General features: G+C 44.4%; 14 protein-coding genes. 9 read left to right on the top strand and 5 right to left on the bottom strand.

Features of this window, described 5'->3' with window-relative positions:
- Window positions 1–284: 284 nt before the first annotated feature.
- The gene (locus NB504_RS08935) at window positions 285–629 is read left to right on the top strand and encodes a helix-turn-helix transcriptional regulator (protein WP_258428676.1); all 345 of its coding nucleotides are present in this window, start codon (window positions 285–287) and stop codon (window positions 627–629) included.
- Here NB504_RS08935 and NB504_RS08940 read toward each other — a convergent pair whose 3' ends face one another.
- From NB504_RS08940 to NB504_RS08955, 4 genes are read right to left on the bottom strand one after another with little or no spacing between them, the layout of a single operon-like run.
- Window positions 630–1,337, bottom strand: coding sequence for a hypothetical protein (locus tag NB504_RS08940; RefSeq protein WP_258428677.1), 708 nt, complete (start codon window positions 1,335–1,337; stop codon window positions 630–632).
- Window positions 1,338–1,345: 8 nt separating this feature from the next.
- Window positions 1,346–2,068, bottom strand: coding sequence for a hypothetical protein (locus NB504_RS08945; protein ID WP_258428678.1), 723 nt, complete (start codon window positions 2,066–2,068; stop codon window positions 1,346–1,348).
- On the bottom strand, window positions 2,065–3,996 hold the full coding sequence (locus tag NB504_RS08950) for a lipase family protein (RefSeq protein ID WP_258428679.1): 1,932 nt from the start codon (window positions 3,994–3,996) through the stop codon (window positions 2,065–2,067). The genes NB504_RS08945 and NB504_RS08950 overlap by 4 nt, the downstream gene beginning before the upstream one ends.
- A 2-nt stretch (window positions 3,997–3,998) precedes the next feature.
- A complete protein-coding gene (locus tag NB504_RS08955) occupies window positions 3,999–4,841 on the bottom strand; it encodes a DUF4123 domain-containing protein (protein ID WP_258428680.1) in 843 nt (280 codons plus the stop codon).
- A gap of 509 nt (window positions 4,842–5,350) precedes the next feature.
- Here NB504_RS08955 and ylqF point away from each other — a divergent pair.
- From ylqF to NB504_RS08985, 6 genes are all read left to right on the top strand, one after another.
- Window positions 5,351–6,295 carry a ribosome biogenesis GTPase YlqF gene (ylqF, locus tag NB504_RS08960; RefSeq protein WP_064626687.1) on the top strand — a complete coding sequence of 315 codons (945 nt, stop codon included), beginning with the start codon at window positions 5,351–5,353 and terminating at the stop codon, window positions 6,293–6,295.
- A 224-nt stretch (window positions 6,296–6,519) separates the two neighbouring features.
- Complete coding sequence (locus NB504_RS08965; protein WP_258428681.1) at window positions 6,520–7,665, top strand: efflux RND transporter periplasmic adaptor subunit; 1,146 nt, start codon at window positions 6,520–6,522, stop codon at window positions 7,663–7,665.
- Window positions 7,655–8,941: a TolC family protein gene (locus NB504_RS08970; RefSeq protein WP_258428682.1), complete on the top strand. Its 1,287-nt coding sequence runs from the start codon at window positions 7,655–7,657 to the stop codon at window positions 8,939–8,941. Before NB504_RS08965 ends, NB504_RS08970 begins: the two co-directional genes overlap by 11 nt.
- Window positions 8,938–10,155, top strand: a complete 1,218-nt coding sequence (locus NB504_RS08975; protein ID WP_258428683.1) for an ABC transporter permease — start codon at window positions 8,938–8,940, stop codon at window positions 10,153–10,155. Before NB504_RS08970 ends, NB504_RS08975 begins: the two co-directional genes overlap by 4 nt.
- Window positions 10,156–10,157: 2 nt before the next feature.
- Window positions 10,158–11,441: an ABC transporter permease gene (locus tag NB504_RS08980; protein WP_017046954.1), complete on the top strand. Its 1,284-nt coding sequence runs from the start codon at window positions 10,158–10,160 to the stop codon at window positions 11,439–11,441.
- On the top strand, window positions 11,434–12,153 hold the full coding sequence (locus NB504_RS08985) for an ABC transporter ATP-binding protein (RefSeq protein WP_017045357.1): 720 nt from the start codon (window positions 11,434–11,436) through the stop codon (window positions 12,151–12,153). The genes NB504_RS08980 and NB504_RS08985 overlap by 8 nt, the downstream gene beginning before the upstream one ends.
- Window positions 12,154–12,270: 117 nt before the next feature.
- On the opposite strand, the gene NB504_RS08990 is transcribed toward NB504_RS08985, so the two are convergent.
- A complete protein-coding gene (locus NB504_RS08990) occupies window positions 12,271–13,257 on the bottom strand; it encodes a GTP-binding protein (protein ID WP_010320211.1) in 987 nt (328 codons plus the stop codon).
- 491 nt (window positions 13,258–13,748) lie between these two features.
- Between NB504_RS08990 and clcA the strand changes: the two genes are divergently transcribed.
- On the top strand, window positions 13,749–15,146 hold the full coding sequence (gene clcA / locus NB504_RS08995; RefSeq protein ID WP_013868492.1) for a H(+)/Cl(-) exchange transporter ClcA: 1,398 nt from the start codon (window positions 13,749–13,751) through the stop codon (window positions 15,144–15,146).
- Between the two features lie 148 nt (window positions 15,147–15,294).
- The gene (locus NB504_RS09000) at window positions 15,295–16,269 is read left to right on the top strand and encodes a TDT family transporter (RefSeq protein ID WP_013868491.1); all 975 of its coding nucleotides are present in this window, start codon (window positions 15,295–15,297) and stop codon (window positions 16,267–16,269) included.
- Window positions 16,270–16,433: the final 164 nt, after the last annotated feature.

Raw genomic sequence — 16,433 nt, forward strand, 5'->3', positions numbered from 1 at the left:
CCACGCACTAATTTTCAAACCAAAAGAAACAACAGGAATATCACAAACCTGCTTTCAGTATAAAAACCCATAAAGCAGGCTGTAAGCGCTACAGAATCACGCTTTCCATTTTTTGAGACGGTGGATCGATAACAAACAGGAAGAACCAGAGGGCAGGACAGAGTTTTGGTAGGGAAATTGATTAAAAATTTAAACTGGCCTTAACCTCTCATTGACACTACCTCAACTCGTTTTTGTCACTCTGCACACCACCAATAAAGGTGATAACAAAAAGAGGATGGACTATGGTGTTTAGCGAAGAGGATCGCCAAGCCTTATACAATGTATGGATGTCACAAAAGGCTAAAATGCATTTGACTCAGATGGAGATGGCTAAGCGACTTAACCTTACTCAACTTGAGTTCTCACATCTTTTACGAGGGGATAGCTCTTTATCGATGACGTTTATCAGTCAATTCTGTCGTCATCTACATATTGAGCCTCACAGGGTACTACCGAGTTTGAAACAGACCGCCACCAGCGAGGTAAAAGCGATCTGTTTAAAAAACCGAATAAGTGTTGATGGTGATATCCAGCATGTTTCTATAGAAGGTAATCAAGTGATCATTGAATACATTCATGATGCCTAATTATTGCTCTACAGCGACTTGTTCTTGCACTAACGGCTCAGAGCGGTAATTCTCACCGGCTAAAATATCGTAATGAATCACGGTGTCATTATTGAATTTCGAGAAATCGTAGTAGACGGTGTAGGCGTTGAATTCTTGATCTTGGCTTTTTTTCTTACCATCAATGTAGTAATAACAACCAAAACCATTTGTCCATCGATTGAACTTTTCAGAGTAATATGGCTCACAATTTTTTGCCTCGATAAAAGTACTAAATGATAAAGGCTTTTCGTTATTTTTATTAGTCTTATAAAGACGCAATTTAGCAAAACCAACTTGGTCAAAATCATTTTTTGCTTCGACTTCTATTTGGTGTAATTTCATATCACAACCCGAAGAGATAAAATTATGAAAAGGAAGCCTTAGCTCATAGCTATCATTACTTTCCGAAAAGTTATGTTCAAATAATATATCTGCTTTTCCACCTTTCCTTTTCTTACCATCCGAGGCACTCCAAGAAAATGATTTACATGTTTCACCACCGCCAAAAAATGTACCATAAGCGGTTATATGTGCATCTAACGGTTTTTTCCCTCGAATCACAATATATTGATCTTCTGAAGAGGATCCAAACGGTGGCTGACGACTTTCATACCATTCAACTAGCGGATAAACCACGTAAAACATCAGTACAAAGAATAAAATTAGTGTAAGTATGATTTTAGTCATCACTTTCACTATTTCGGCCCTTGCTCTTTATCTAACGGCTCAGAGCGGTAATTCTCACCGGCTAAAATATCGTAATGAATCACGGTGTCATTATTGAATTTCGAGAAATCATAATAAGCGCTGTAGGCGTTGAATTCTTGATCTTGACTTTTTCTCTTACCATCAATGTAGTAATAACAACCAAAACCATTTGTCCATTGATTGAACTTTTCAGAGTAATATGCGCCACAATCCTTTGCGACAATTGATAAATCAGGCTCAATTGCTCGATTATAATATTCTTTTCCTGCCTGTGAAACGCGCAACTGAGCAAAGCCAGCACTGCCAAATGAGTTATAAGCCTGAATAGAAAAATCTCTTAATTCCACTATACAATTTTGTGAATTTTTATACGTTTTAAAAGGGATCCTAAATTCATAGTTTGAATCATCTTTAGCAAAATCATGCGTAATTTTCTGGCTTATCTTTCCTCCTTTATGGGCTTTTTGACCAAATAAATCGTAGGAATAAGCCTCACACTCATCTCCTGTCACCCAAAAATGAGTCCAAACTTCTAAATAAGCATCTATAGGCTTTTTGCCTGATATAGTAATATAGGACTCATCAGGTTCATCGCCCCAAATATTCGGTTGAGAAGTCTGGTAATAATCATACCCAAGAAAAAACAATGCGATAAATAGTACAACAATTGATATTCGCTTTTTCATTGTGAGGTTATTAAATAACTTCATTGTAGTTGTTCCTTTATTTCATCAGGCAATGTTTGTTGCGCTATTAATAACTTCGCTAGAGGTAAGCGCTGAGGGTCAAAGACTATCTGCTTGAGCTCTCCTCTTATTTTATTGCGATTCTCTATTAGTTTATTTATAGAATTCATCTCATTCATCAAACGTCCGATGCTCAACGTTGGTGTAGCATTTCCTAAAGATTCAGCCCAAGTTTGTTTAACGGTGAGATAATTTTTCTGTAAAGTAGCAATTTCTTGATCGAGAGCTGATATTGCTTGTTGGTAATGCACCATTAAACTTTCATTACTTAAAGAATACATTTGTTGCCACAAATTAGGGATATAATATTCCATTCCATGTTCTGCAATTGAAGCATCGGACAAGCTATTTACCAAAGTAACAGAATCATTGCTGGCTAATTTTGCCAGATCTAGCATAGTGATTTGTGTTTGCCTTGGCGTCAGTAAAATCTGGTCAGAATCATTATAAGTTAATAACTGCGATAAATGACCATGGTGCAGATAATTATCATCATCGTTATCGGTGAGCATTTTCTTAATCAACGTTATACCGCTACTAAATACATCCCATCTATTGAATCCCTCAGTCAAATCAGTATTCGTCCAAATCATCGGTATCTGTGGTACTAGATCATGGTTATTAACGTGGCGGCAATGCTGAATATCTTGGTAGCGAGTAACAAAACTGCGCGTTCCCGTACGTGGCATTCCATATGTATATAAACGCAATACTGAAGGATGATAACGATCTTTAATCAGTGCACTTAGTAATAATGCACCAGCACCACCTAAACTATGACCACAGAGATAAAATCGTTTAGTAGAGTGATTTTTTAAAATATCATCAGCTAGTAGTGTATTTTCCCACAACGCCATCGAATATTGATAAAACCCTCGATGGACATACGTTCCACCAAACTCTTCGGGGGCGATTTGCGCAGCATCAAGGTCCGTTATAATAAGGTCTTTCATTCCTGGTGAATCGGTAGCACTTTCTATCTTATCCGCAATCACAGCCGCCATACCTGAAGCCGCTTTTATAATTTTAAATTTAGTGTTGTCAACAGGTGGTTTCTTACTCTGGAAATAAGGCTCTGTACCTCTCACACCTATAATCGCCAATTCATCGTTAAAGATGATGTAACCTTCACTGCCGACATCATCCTCAGCATAATATTGAGCACTTAAAGCTCTGCTGTATGGTATTTCTTCTAGTAGCCATTTCGCCTGTAAATCCCCAGAATAAGTTGGTCTTTCTTTGCGCTTTAACTGAGAAATTACCGTACTAATCGCACCCTGATTATCTGTTGTCTTACCATCATCCCTATTAAAATCGTTAGTCGCATAAGCAAGTTTCGACAACAACGCAAAGGTATAACTATTCACCAAACTAAATTCATCGGTATCAATAATCACTGGCATATAACTGCGCAGTGCTTTGATTTCGAAAACGTAACTTTGGTTGTGGCTAAGGCTGAACCCTGCTTTTTCCGCAGAGGCATTGGTATCTATCCCTTTATGATGCTCTTGCAAAAACTCATCTTGCGGGGCTTCATCCCAAAAATCACCTATGGTGGTGCTGTGATACCGTTTCGGGTTTTGCTCAGCAGCATCCAGCTCTGCCGATGCACGGATTTTCACTGGCGACTCTTGCCCTTCTTTACGGCTGGCATACTTTTCGACTTCGCTTAACAAAGAGGCTTGGCTGACAGAAGCGCGCCATTCACCTGCGGCAATATTTGCAAATAATACTTTACCGGCGCTGGTGGTTTGCGTGTGTGTGTTGGAGGTAATTTTGTTCGTAATGGTGACGGCAAGGCCATCAATCGGTTCATCGTTTTCACTCATGAACTCCAGTTCCAACCAGTTTTTCTCGGGGTTGCACTGCACGCAATGGTTAAATGAATCCATGATTATCCCTCATGTTGTAATTGGCGACTTAAGGCATGCAGAGCGTATTTAATCTCTTCATTTTGATTGTCTTTGATCAGTTCTATCATGCTAGGCTGAGCCAAGTATTCGTTGCCCATAATCGCCGCGATGGCCGCGTTCATCACACGATACGTTAAGGTTTGCTCAGCAGCAGAGATAAACGGTGTGAGCATGGAAGCGATATCACGCCCTTGCGTAAGATGCTGGTCCATTGCCTTGGGGAAATGCTGCCATAACCAAGATTCAAGGTTAGCTTTTAACAAAGGTAAGTTCTCTTGTTTATCAAGATGATGCGCTTTTATTACCCACCAAGAGCCTTGCTGAGCATTAAATGGCGCGTGCGAGGTGTTGTCAAACGTGACTAAGTGGCCTTGGCCACCATTATCTAATGCAGCCAATTGATTGATATTACCCAAAAACTGGTTCACTTCTGATTGGTCCATTCGCGCTAACATAGCAATAATGACCGACCTATCGTAAAAGCGAAACATCACTTCCTCGCCTTCTAATCCGGCAATTAATAAACTGCGAAGATGCTGCAAAACTTCATCACCCACGGCATGGCTTGACAGCCCAATACCCTGTTCAAGTAACGCTTCAGGGAGCGACAATACCGATTCAGAAACAGGGATTAACCATGGAGAGAGTGGCATCACCTCAGTAAACATTGCACCATAAAACAGAGGCACGGCTTCTTCAAATCCAAAGCCCCCATTTTGCTGTAAGGCCTGCTTGTGAAGCTTGCGATCAACTAACCAATAGCGATGGTTTTGCTGCTGTTGAAACCAAGAGAGGATCATGACGGTTTCCCCTGCGTAGAGCATAATCTTACGGCTGGCATATGGGCTTGCTCTGCGTTTAATAACGCTTGGTAAGAAATGGTTCGAAGAGCGGCTGACATGGTTTGGTCCTTTTTCGTGAATCGCATCGCATAATGTAATGCCTCACTAAGCAAAAGCAATGCCAGTGCTAAATCATTACATTTCAATTGGTTACATTGGGACTTTTGACTGCTTGAGCAATAAATTGCTCCGCTGGGCAAAAACTTGCTTAACCAAGCACGATCTGACCGAATTTTTGCTCGGCTCAGTACTCTCTCACCGACAAGAGATGTAACTGCACGAGCGTCGTCAATCCTAAGCCATCTCATCATTGACAGAACACGTAAAGTTCACCGCACAGCTTAGATTCCAGCCTCGCCAATTAAATGTTAACATCATCACATCTAAAACTGCGGTGGTTATCAGTAAACCTTGTTGATGATTCTCATAAACATCAATAAAAACTCTCTTCCTCCACCAGCAGAATTTTTACATTAAAAGGCAGTTTTCAAATGGTTAACAACACAATTCAATGGTTTCCGGGACACATGCATAAAGCACGTAAGGAGATCGAAGAGGTCATTCCGCAAGTTGATGTGATTATCGAAGTGTTGGACGCTCGTATCCCGTTTAGCAGCGAGAATCCACTTATCTCCCATTTGCGTGGTAATAAACCGTGTGTGAAGGTACTCAATAAACGTGACCTAGCAGACCCTGAAATGACGCAATTGTGGATCGACCATTTTGAGAAAGAACAAGGGGTGAAAGCAATGGCGGTAACCACGTCTAACCCTCAAGAAGTGCATAAGATCATGGAGCTTTGCCGTAAGTTGGCACCACATCGTGAAGAAGTGGGGAAAAATATTCGCACCATGATCATGGGTATCCCGAACGTCGGTAAATCAACCATCATCAATACGTTAGCCGGTCGCGCTGTGGCTCAAACAGGTAACCAACCCGCCGTTACTCGCCGCCAACAACGTATCAATTTGCAAAATGGCATTGTGCTGTCCGATACTCCGGGAATTTTATGGCCTAAAGTGGAAAACCCGCACAGTGGTTTTCGCCTAGCCGCAACGGGGGCAGTAAAAGATACTGCAATGGAATATGAGGATGTAGCCTTTTATACTGTTGAGTATTTAGCGCAAGCTTATCCTGAGCGTTTGCAAGAGCGTTATCAAATCGATGAGCTACCTCAATCTGATGTGGAATGGATGGAAGAAATTGGCCGCAAACGTGGTGCTCTGCGCCCCGGTGGCCGTATTGATCTGCACAAAGCTTCGGAGATCCTACTGCATGAATTGCGCCAAGGTATTCTCGGCCAAATTACTCTTGAACGCCCTGAAATGATCACCAAAGAGTTAGTGGAAGTGGAAGAACGAACGGCTAGAGAAGCCGAGGAAAAAGCAGCCAAAAAAGTAGAGCGTCGTAAACGTTATTTGCGTAATAAGCGCTAAATTCCTCTCGGATCCCTTCTACGCTACACCTCATTTCTACTATTACCATCAGGGCGGTCAATGATCGCCCTTTTCATCAGAACAGACAACTGCATGCTGTTTGCTATTTCTAGCTGACATTATCATGACAAATCAATACAGGTTTTTATGCGCTACTTCTATAGCATGAAGGAACCTTCTGATGACACTCAAGTCATACCACCATTGTTTATTTTCTCCTTGATATGGAATTGTTCATGAAAAAGCGTTGGGCCATCGCGGTAATTAGCGCCGCCTTAATCAGCGGGGGCTATTACCTAACTACCAATAGCAATGAATCTCTCTCGGCTTTCCCCACTCTGACGGTCGAACAGGGAAATATTGCCAAACAGGCAATCGCTGTTGGCCAAATCGTGCCAGCTCACTCGGTATCTATAAAATCGCAAATTGAGGGGATTGTCGGTGAAATTTATCATCGGGTCGGTGAACAAGTTACCTTGGGCACGCCTTTGATCAAAGTGCGTCCAAATCCAACACCGCAAGCGTTAACCGACGCAACCACTGCCTTAATGCAAAGTGAGGCGAGCTTAGATTCCGCCAAACAGACGCTGGCAAACTTGCAGCAGTTAGTTGAACAAAAGATTGTGCCGGAAAACTACGGTGAGCTAATCCAAGCAAAATCAGAGCTGAAATCAAAACAAGCCGAAGTGCAACAAAAAAGGCAGAACCTTGATCTGATCCGCAGCGGTGAAGCATCGGTTGGCGATTCGAAACTCACGTCCACACTCGTCGCCCCCATTGATGGCACCATTTTAAACCTAAAAGTGGAAGTAGGAGAGCCGATCATCTCCACTGCCTCAAGCCAAGCGGCAACTGAAATGATGTCGATTGCCGATATGAATGACATGATTTTCAAAGGCAGTGTCAGTGAACATGATGCGGCACAACTCGCCGCAGGGATGGCCGTCAACTTAACGTTAGCACCGTATCCAGAAGCAGAAATCAGCGGCGTATTAAGCAAAGTTGCGGTTCAATCTGATAAGTTGAATAACCCTAGTGATACTAAAACGACTAGCTTTGATAATGGATTTGAAGTGGAGATTAACCAGATTCGCTTTCCTGACAATATGGTGATTCGCTCGGGCTTTTCTGCTACCGCACAGATCACATTAAAGAGCGTGGAAAACGTCATCACCATTCCAGAACGCGCATTACGATTTAGCGGTGAAAAACCTGAAGTCTTGATCCCAGATCAGTCAGAACAAGGTTACCAAGTGCGCGCCGTAACCTTAGGTTTGTCCGATGGCATTAATGTGGAAGTGATTGCGGGTTTATCAGCGGAGGATGTGATCATCGACAACAGTTTATTCGGAGGCAAAGATGACCACTAAGCGCCCTTTTCAACGTAATGCGCTAGCAGCCGCGCTAATGACGTTCTGTGGCGCGGTGACTTTTTCAGCTCACGCCATCACTATTGAACAAGCTTGGCAAGCCGCCAAAGCTTTTGACCCTACTTATTCACAAGCACAGATCCAATCTCAAATCAGTGAAACAGAGGTCCGAAGTACCAAAAGTGCCTTGCTGCCTTCTTTTAGCCTCAGCGCGGATACCTCATGGGATGACGATGGCAACAACACTAAAGGCTATGGTGCCACATTAAATCAAACCATTTGGGATAGCGCTAATTGGGCACAGCTCGACCAATCTCAAGCAAGCTATGTGGCATCACAATTAAAAGTGAAGACTGCACATAATGAGCTGGCTGCAACATTACTGTATGCCTATCTCGATCTCGCCAGCGCACAAGGCGATCTACAACTTGCTGAGCAAAAGTTCGTAGAAGGTGCAAAACTGCTGAAGATTACCGAGCAGCGCTACAAAGCAGGAAAAATTCGATCAACGGCATTGGAAGACATGCGTGCTAACCACGTCGATGAGCAAGCCGATATACTCAGTGCGCAAGCCGCTCTAGAAGAGAAAAAGTCAGCCCTTATCGCGCTCATCAATCAAGACCCACAGCACATTGACCAAATTAAAACGACCGACCTCATTGAACCGCCAATGCAAGTCAGCAGCGAAACTGAATGGTTAAAGCTTGCGCAGAATAACAGCCCTGAGTTATTGGCTGCCCAGCAGGAAGTCGCCGCTTCTGAATTTGGCCGAGATGCAGCCAAAGCCAAATATTATCCCACCTTATCTGGCAGTGTTTCTTACCAAGACAATGATCAGGGTCGAGATGGGGATCTCAGTGCAGGTTTAAGCTTAAAAATTCCGTTGGATTTGAATGGTTCCACGCGCGCCACGGTCGATCAGGCTGCGCTGCAAGTCTTAAGCGCCAAGCAAGTACTGCGCAAGGTAGATATCGAGATTAAACGCAAAATTCAAAGTGGCTTTAGCCAAATCCATCTGGATTGGCGACAAGTGGAGATGGCTCAGTTACAAGTCCGCTCAAGAGAGCAAGCTTTAAAAAGTAAACAAACCGTTTATGAGTCAGGAATGACTGAAGCTTCTGATTTGATTGACGCCCATAACGCTCTGTTTAACAGTAAAAACAGTCTACAACGGCGATTGTACCAATATTGGAAGCAGCGGATTGGCCTGCTGCAAGCTGCTGGGCAGTTAGATGATGACGTGATCGCTTCGCTCTCTCAGGCTCTGCACTCATGATCTCAAGCCTACAACAAGTCGTGCAAACGCTGCTTGCCCATCGGCTACGCAGCGCCCTCGCGGTCATTGCTATCGTTTGGGGTATTGTGTCGGTTTTAGTGCTCGTTGCCTTAGGTGAAGGATTTTATCGCGTCAATACACAATCTTTCGCGCTGTTAATGAGTGACACACAAATGGCTTTCCCCAGTCAAACCACCAAACCATGGCAAGGCCTTGCGGCAAGACGAGCGATTACCCTTTCAGAGCCGGAAATGCGCGCTTTGGCACAGCACCCAAACATCAGTGCCTTATCAGTTATCTACGGAAAATGGGATGCTAAAGTGACGAATGTAAAAGGCCGAATGCTTCCCGGTTACGTCAGCGGGATCGACTCTCAATTTTTAGCATTGCGCAACTTGCAACTGACCGCGGGGTCACGCGGCATTCACGCCAGCGATCAGAAAAACCATTCCCGAATTGCGGTGGTTGGTTGGCAGTTGGCACAAGTTGGTCAGCTATCTATTGGTGATACGATCAAAGTCAATACCATTCCCTTCTCGGTTGTCGGTATTACTCAGCAGCAAGAAGGGGGCATTTCTATAAACAATGAAAACAGCCAAGTGATGATCCCAAGCAGCGCTTTTACTGATCTTTGGCAAAGTGAACCTGAATTTTTCCTTGTGCAGCCCGCCGCAGGGATACCAGCAGCGGTATTGCGCATGAACATCCTATCTTTCTTCGCCAAACAGAAACATTTTGATCCGAGCGATACTGAGGCCATAAACCTACCTGACTTCAGCAGCGGCGCTCAGTTTTTCAATGCCTTGTTTCGAGGTATACAGCTGTTCTTAGGGGCAAGTGGAGCGATGACGCTTGCGGTCGGCGCTTTGGGCGTCGCCAATATCATGTTCCTTTCTGTCACGGAAAGAACGCGGGAAATTGGTGTGCGTTTAGCCATTGGCGCAACACCGAAGATCATTTTGCACCAGTTTATTTTAGAAGGTGGGTTGCTAGTGGCATTAGGTGCAGTGATTGGAATGCTCCTCTCCTATCTGGTGGTGCTATTACTGAATTACATCGGCTTACCTGATTGGCTCGGCGAACCAGTCATCACTGTGCCGGCTCTAGGCTGGTCACTGCTCGTCACTACGTTGTTTGCACTGCTGGCCGCTTATTTCCCAGCAAAGCGCGCCGCCAATCTCACCCCCGTCATCGCCTTAAGTGCGAGGGCTTAATAATGATGTTACCTATCAGGCAAATTTATCAAGAGATGGCGGCCGAAAAACTACGCTTGCTACTCACTATTTTAGCGGTGGCTTGGGGCACACTTTGCATCGCCACCATGCTCGCAACAGGCGAAGGATTACGCCAAGGGCTGACACGCTCATCACAAAGTGGCAATGGCAATTTACTCTATGTGACCGGGGGTTATGCCAGCCAGACCGCCGGACGCTTTTTTGAAGGGAAAGCCCTCTCTTTGCAAGCGGATGATGTTGAGCTTGTTCGCGCACTGCCCTTTATCCAACGCGCTGAAGTCAGCGCACAATGGGATAAACGCGTCAGCAATCAAGACAATGGCACCTGGCAGCGCCCACTAGCGGTTAACCCAGAATATCAGTCCTTAACTGGTATTGAGATAGCCAAAGGAGGGCGATGGATCAACCCGCTCGATAATCAACAGCAGCGTAAAGTGGTTGTACTCGGTTATAACGCCGCAGTGCAATTGTTCAATTCTGAGGATGGTTGGAGTTGGCTGGAACCCCAGACGCTGAGCATAAACCCCGTAGGTCAATTGATAAAAATAGGTGATGAAAACTTTACCGTTATCGGCGTGATAGCGCAGACAAGTGCAGAGGTAGAACAAGGAACCCCTATTGACTACGCGGTATTTGTGCCTTTTCGCACTTGGCAACGTTTTAACCCCAACGCAGCGATTGCAGCGATCAATGTGCAGCTCAATGCCACGGTTGATCGCGAAAAAGCCGCGCAAGTGATTAAGCAAGTGATCGCCAGAAAGTACGGTGCCAGTGCTTCAGACACGCAGCTCTTGCAAGTCGAAGACATGCTATTGAGGCAAAAAAGCATGCGCCGTTTCTTATTCGGTCTACAAGGCTTTTTGGGCATTATTGGGCTTATTACCCTCGGCGTCGCAGGCATTGGTATTGCAAATGTCATGTACGCCACGGTAAAACGATCCACACGAGACATCGGTGTACGAATGGCCGTCGGAGCTACGCCAACCACCATCAAACTCCATTATTTAGTGCAAGCCTTGCTCACGATGTCGCTTGGCGGTTTAGCTGGCTTAGGATCCACTTACGGGCTGATCACCTTATTAAGATACGCTCCCTTAGAAGGCAACATGCTGTTTGAGCAATTAGGGAAACCCTTACCCGAACTGTCGTTTTCGATTGTCTTTCTTGTGATCGCGGCGCTGGCGATTGTCGGTGTGATTGCCGCGTGGTTTCCCGCCAATCGCGCGGCTAGCATTACGCCATTAGAGGCATTACAAAGTGAATAAACAAAACTTACCGAACCTTGTTCAATTGACCAATATCAGCAAGCACTATCGCAGTGGTGAAGAGTTGGTCAAAGCATTAGACGGCGTTTCGCTATCGATTCAAAAAGGCGAATTTCTCTCTATTCTAGGGCCATCAGGCTCGGGTAAATCAACCTTAATGAATATCCTCGGTTGCCTAGATGTTCCTACATCGGGTGAATATCAGTTGGACGACAAGGCGGTCGCCTCGCTCAGCAGCCATCAATTGGCTCATATTCGTAATCAAAAAATTGGCTTTGTTTTTCAAAGTTTCAACCTGCTCGAATACGCTAATGCTCTCGATAACGTCGCCCTACCCTTGGTCTATCGCGGAGTAAAATTAAAAGAGCGCCGAGCACGTGCAGCAACACTATTAGAAAAAGTGGGGCTTGGCGATCGCATGCAGCATAAGCCCAACCAGCTCTCGGGGGGGCAAAAACAGCGGGTGGCGATTGCACGCGCGTTGGTCAATGATCCGCAAATTATCTTAGCCGACGAACCGACAGGGGCGTTAGATTCAAAATCAGGCGCTGAAATTGAAGCCCTGTTCAATGAGCTTCATCAAGAAGGACGAACGCTTATTGTCGTCACTCACGACCTAGCATTAGCGAAGCGAACTCACAGAATAGTGAATATCAAAGATGGGCAGATTTTATCTGATGAACGCGTTGATCACGCAACAAGACAGCCATAAATAGCTCAACGCATTATAAGAAGTTATAAAGTGAACGAGAAAGACGAAGCCGTTCCAGTTCGCCTTTCTTAGTTCATTTTTTCTTTGTTCTTTCTTTGTTGGTTTTTTCTTTGGATCCTATTGAGAGATACCCGCCAATTTCAGCAATACCGCTTCGAGTTGATCCCATGGCATGAGCTGTGAGTCAATCACTTCTAAGCGTGATTCAAACCCTTCTAAGCTCATCTCATTCACTGAAACGACTCCTTGGTTGATGTTGAAGGCGTAGCATCCTTTATCGGTATTGACGACCGCCTTAACACGCTCAGCGGTCAGGGCACTCAGCATAGAAAAAAGCTCATCAAAATCAAAATGGTATTCAGCGCCGATTAACCAACCACAACTGAAATAACCTTGGCCCCGATTTTCTTTGCGCACAAACGCTTTACCCGGCTGTAACGCAAACTGTGGTTCTAACGAAGCATGATGATGGTGATGCGCTTCAATATGAGTAGAAGCTGCGCCGTGAAGACGTTCAATATCTAATAATTCTAAAGGCAACTCACCTTGCTTGACTAACTTGCTAAAAATCTTCGCGGGTGATTGATCAGTCACCCAGTCATTAAACGCATCCACATCAGCACTAGTGCATTGATCCACTTTATTGCCAATCACCACATCACCACTGGCCAATTGGTCATTAAAATTTTGGTTGGATGTATATTTTTCATTACGCAAGTTGCGCGGATCCACTAAAGTGATCGTGGCTTTTAAATCGACATACGGTGCATATTGATCAGAAGTTAAAGTTGCCACCACTTGCTTAGGGTGCCCAAGCCCTGTTGGCTCAATTAATAGACGATCGGGCTTTTGCCTAAGTAAGGCGTTAATTCCAACAGACATAGGAACACCCGCGGTACAGCACATACAGCCGCCCGGTACTTCTTTGATCAGCGCGCCTTGGTCAGACATCATCGCCCCATCAATACCAATTTCTCCAAACTCATTGACCAACACCGCCCACTTTTCATCAGCAGGTTTATTCTTCAATAAATTCAAAATGGCCGTCGTTTTTCCTACACCAAGAAAACCGGTAATAATGTTAGTTGGTACTTTTTTTGTCATGTCAGCACTCCTTTTGCGGCAGTATATACCGAAATAAGAAGCCAGTGCATGGTTTGCCAGTTAGAGAGGAACAATGAGCCGAGGTACATAAACGACAAAAGGCGCACTACGGTGAGCGCGCCTTTCCCCTCGTAACTCAATCGTGAGTTCGCGAATCGGGAGGACTATAGATGCAACCCGATCATAAACGAGGACATAGAATTGAAATATTGCTGATTCCATCCAAATTGTAGGTAAGGCTTGAATTCCTCCCTGTACGATATCTGAATCTGCCTTACGCTTTAACTATGGTTCATTTGGCTGGCTTAGCAAGGTTCAATCTCTGTTTTTTAACTCATTTTTAACTCAGATCTCGTTTTTAGTAGAGAATCTCTCCATCTTCCAGATATGGAAATCAACATTGCAGCTTTGACGCTATAGTTAATCACTTTGGCGCGTATAATTCTGTAACAAAATATGTTCACATTTTACCAATCGAGGCCCTTTTTTACATGACCAAAAGAGAGAGATTGAAACAGTCACTGCTTGCAAAAGTTCCAAAAGATACGATTAACCAATTTCTCTCTAAGGACAAAACACCACTCTCAATCCTTTTTCTTTCGCTCATTGTCGGTATTCTTGCTGGGATTGTTGGTACTTACTTTGAAGCCGCTGTGCACCTGGTTTCTGAAACACGCACCGAGTGGTTAAAAAGTGAGATTGGTAATATCTTACCCTTGTGGTTGGCCGCTTTTCTTATCAGTGCAGCGTTGGCGTTTATCGGTTATTTCCTTGTGCACCGGTTTGCGCCCGAAGCCGCCGGTTCTGGCATTCCTGAAATTGAAGGCGCGATGGATGGTATGCGCCCCGTTCGTTGGTGGCGAGTACTGCCTGTGAAGTTTTTTGGCGGTATGGGTGCCTTAGGTTCTGGTATGGTTTTGGGACGTGAAGGGCCCACGGTTCAAATGGGGGGAGCCATTGGCCGAATGGTGTCGGATATTTTCCGCATCAAAAATGACGATACTCGCCACTCACTCTTAGCGTCTGGCGCAGCTGGAGGCCTAGCTGCCGCATTTAATGCGCCGCTGGCGGGCATCATGTTTGTGATAGAGGAGATGCGCCCGCAGTTTCGCTATACCCTCATTTCAGTACGTGCCGTCATTGTCTCTGCGGTGGCGGCAAATATCGTCTTTCGCGTGATTAATGGCCAACATGCTGTGATCCAAATGCCGCAATATCAAGCACCAGAGCTGGCTTCACTGTGGCTGTTTCTGCTACTTGGGGGACTGTTCGGTATTTTCGGTGTGCTATTCAACCGTTTAATCACACTATCACAAGATATTTTTGCCAGAATTCATCGCAATGATCGTAAGCGATATTTACTCACGGGTTCACTATTGGGAGGCTGTTTTGGCTTAACTTTATTGTATATTCCAGAATTGACTGGGGGTGGCATCTCACTGATCCCTAATATCACCAATGGTGACTATGGTGCCGCTATCTTGCTGCTTTTGTTCATTGGCCGTATTTTTACCACCTTGATCTGCTTTGGTTCTGGTGCTCCGGGCGGGATTTTTGCGCCAATGCTGGCATTAGGCACGCTGTTTGGCTACGCCTTTGGCCTGATTGCGCAAGAACTGTTACCACAATTAGCGATTGACCCAGGAATGTTCGCCATTGCAGGCATGGGTGCACTGTTTGCCGCAACGGTTCGCGCACCCATTACAGGTATTTTATTAGTTATTGAAATGACCAATAATTATTATTTAATTTTACCGCTGATTATTACTAGCCTTGGCGCGGTTATTTTCGCTCAATTACTTGGCGGCCAACCCATTTATAGTCAGTTGCTCCATCGCACCTTGAAAAATGCCAAGCTGCAACAACAAGATCTTCCACCAAAAGAGTAATCGTGAGACTCATGAATATTGACTCCGCTGCGAATTGTTATGTCTAAGTAACAAATTAGAAGGTGAGATGTTGCACCACAACTCGATAAACTTGATAATGCGCTCGTTTGCTGGCTGCTAGAAATACATTATTCATTTTCTAGAGCAAATGATGACATGGAGTTTATCGTTGAACTGGAAAAGGTTAATTCAAGTACAAAGCACACCGCCCTCTCAAGCGGCGCTAGCATTAGGTGTGATCAGCCTCGGGCATGCGTGGGCGCTTTATATTCCCTCGGTCGGTCTCATTATTCGCCCCTATTTGGCACTGCTCGGTGCATTATTACTGCTGCCTGTCTTGCTAAAATACCTCACCAGCTTCAAGACATTCATGGAGGACATTCGCCACCCTCTTTCAGGTAGCTTGATGGCTCCAATGAGCATGACTTTACTGATCTTAAGTGATTATCTCGCTTTAATTTCACCGCTCATTGCTTATCCTATTTGGTTTACCGCGCTCTTGCTGCACTTCACCATGATGCTGCTTTTCTTTAGTTTTCAGGCCATGAACTTTAAAATCAGCCATATTGTACCAAGCTGGTTTCTTTATCCGGTTGGGTTAATCAGTAGCTCGCTCGCTGGCACGCAATTTGGCCACACTGTCTTTTCAGAAACACTCGTCTCTGTCTGTATCGCTATCTATTTTTTTATGCTGCCGTTAGTGTTATATCGTTTGGTGTTTGCTGGAATGTTACCTAAACGCGCACGCCCAACACTCGCGATTATGGCTGCACCTATTAACCTCACCCTCGCGACGTATTTGGTCAACTTCCCTCATCCTGATCCAATATTAACAGGCGCACTGGCTGGCATTGCCATCACCATGACACTGCTTATTTACCTTTGCTATATCCGTCTGCTCAGGCTCAAGTTTCAACCGTCTATTGCTGCTGTGACCTTCCCTTCTGTCATCAGTGCGATCGCCATGCATCGTTTAACCACCTTCTTTGAAGGACAGTACCCGCAATGGCACTGGTTACATCAATTTGGGTTATTTGAATTGACTATTGCTACTTTCTTAGTCGTTTGGGTTTCTATTGGTTATATAAAAATGTATTGGCCTGAATTATTTGCTAATAAATAAAAACCTAATATTTATCTTTAATTAAAAATTAATTAGGGCTGGATAAGCCTAGGCAATGACGAACAATATAAAAGACACTATACCTTAATTTGCAATAGCAGCCAAAATAATAAAAATTCACTCGTGACAATTTTAAATTAATATTCAATATATCCTTTGTCAGC

The organism is Vibrio sp. RM-69-4, from assembly GCF_024743775.1.
GTDB classification, from domain to species: domain Bacteria; phylum Pseudomonadota; class Gammaproteobacteria; order Enterobacterales; family Vibrionaceae; genus Vibrio; species Vibrio anguillarum.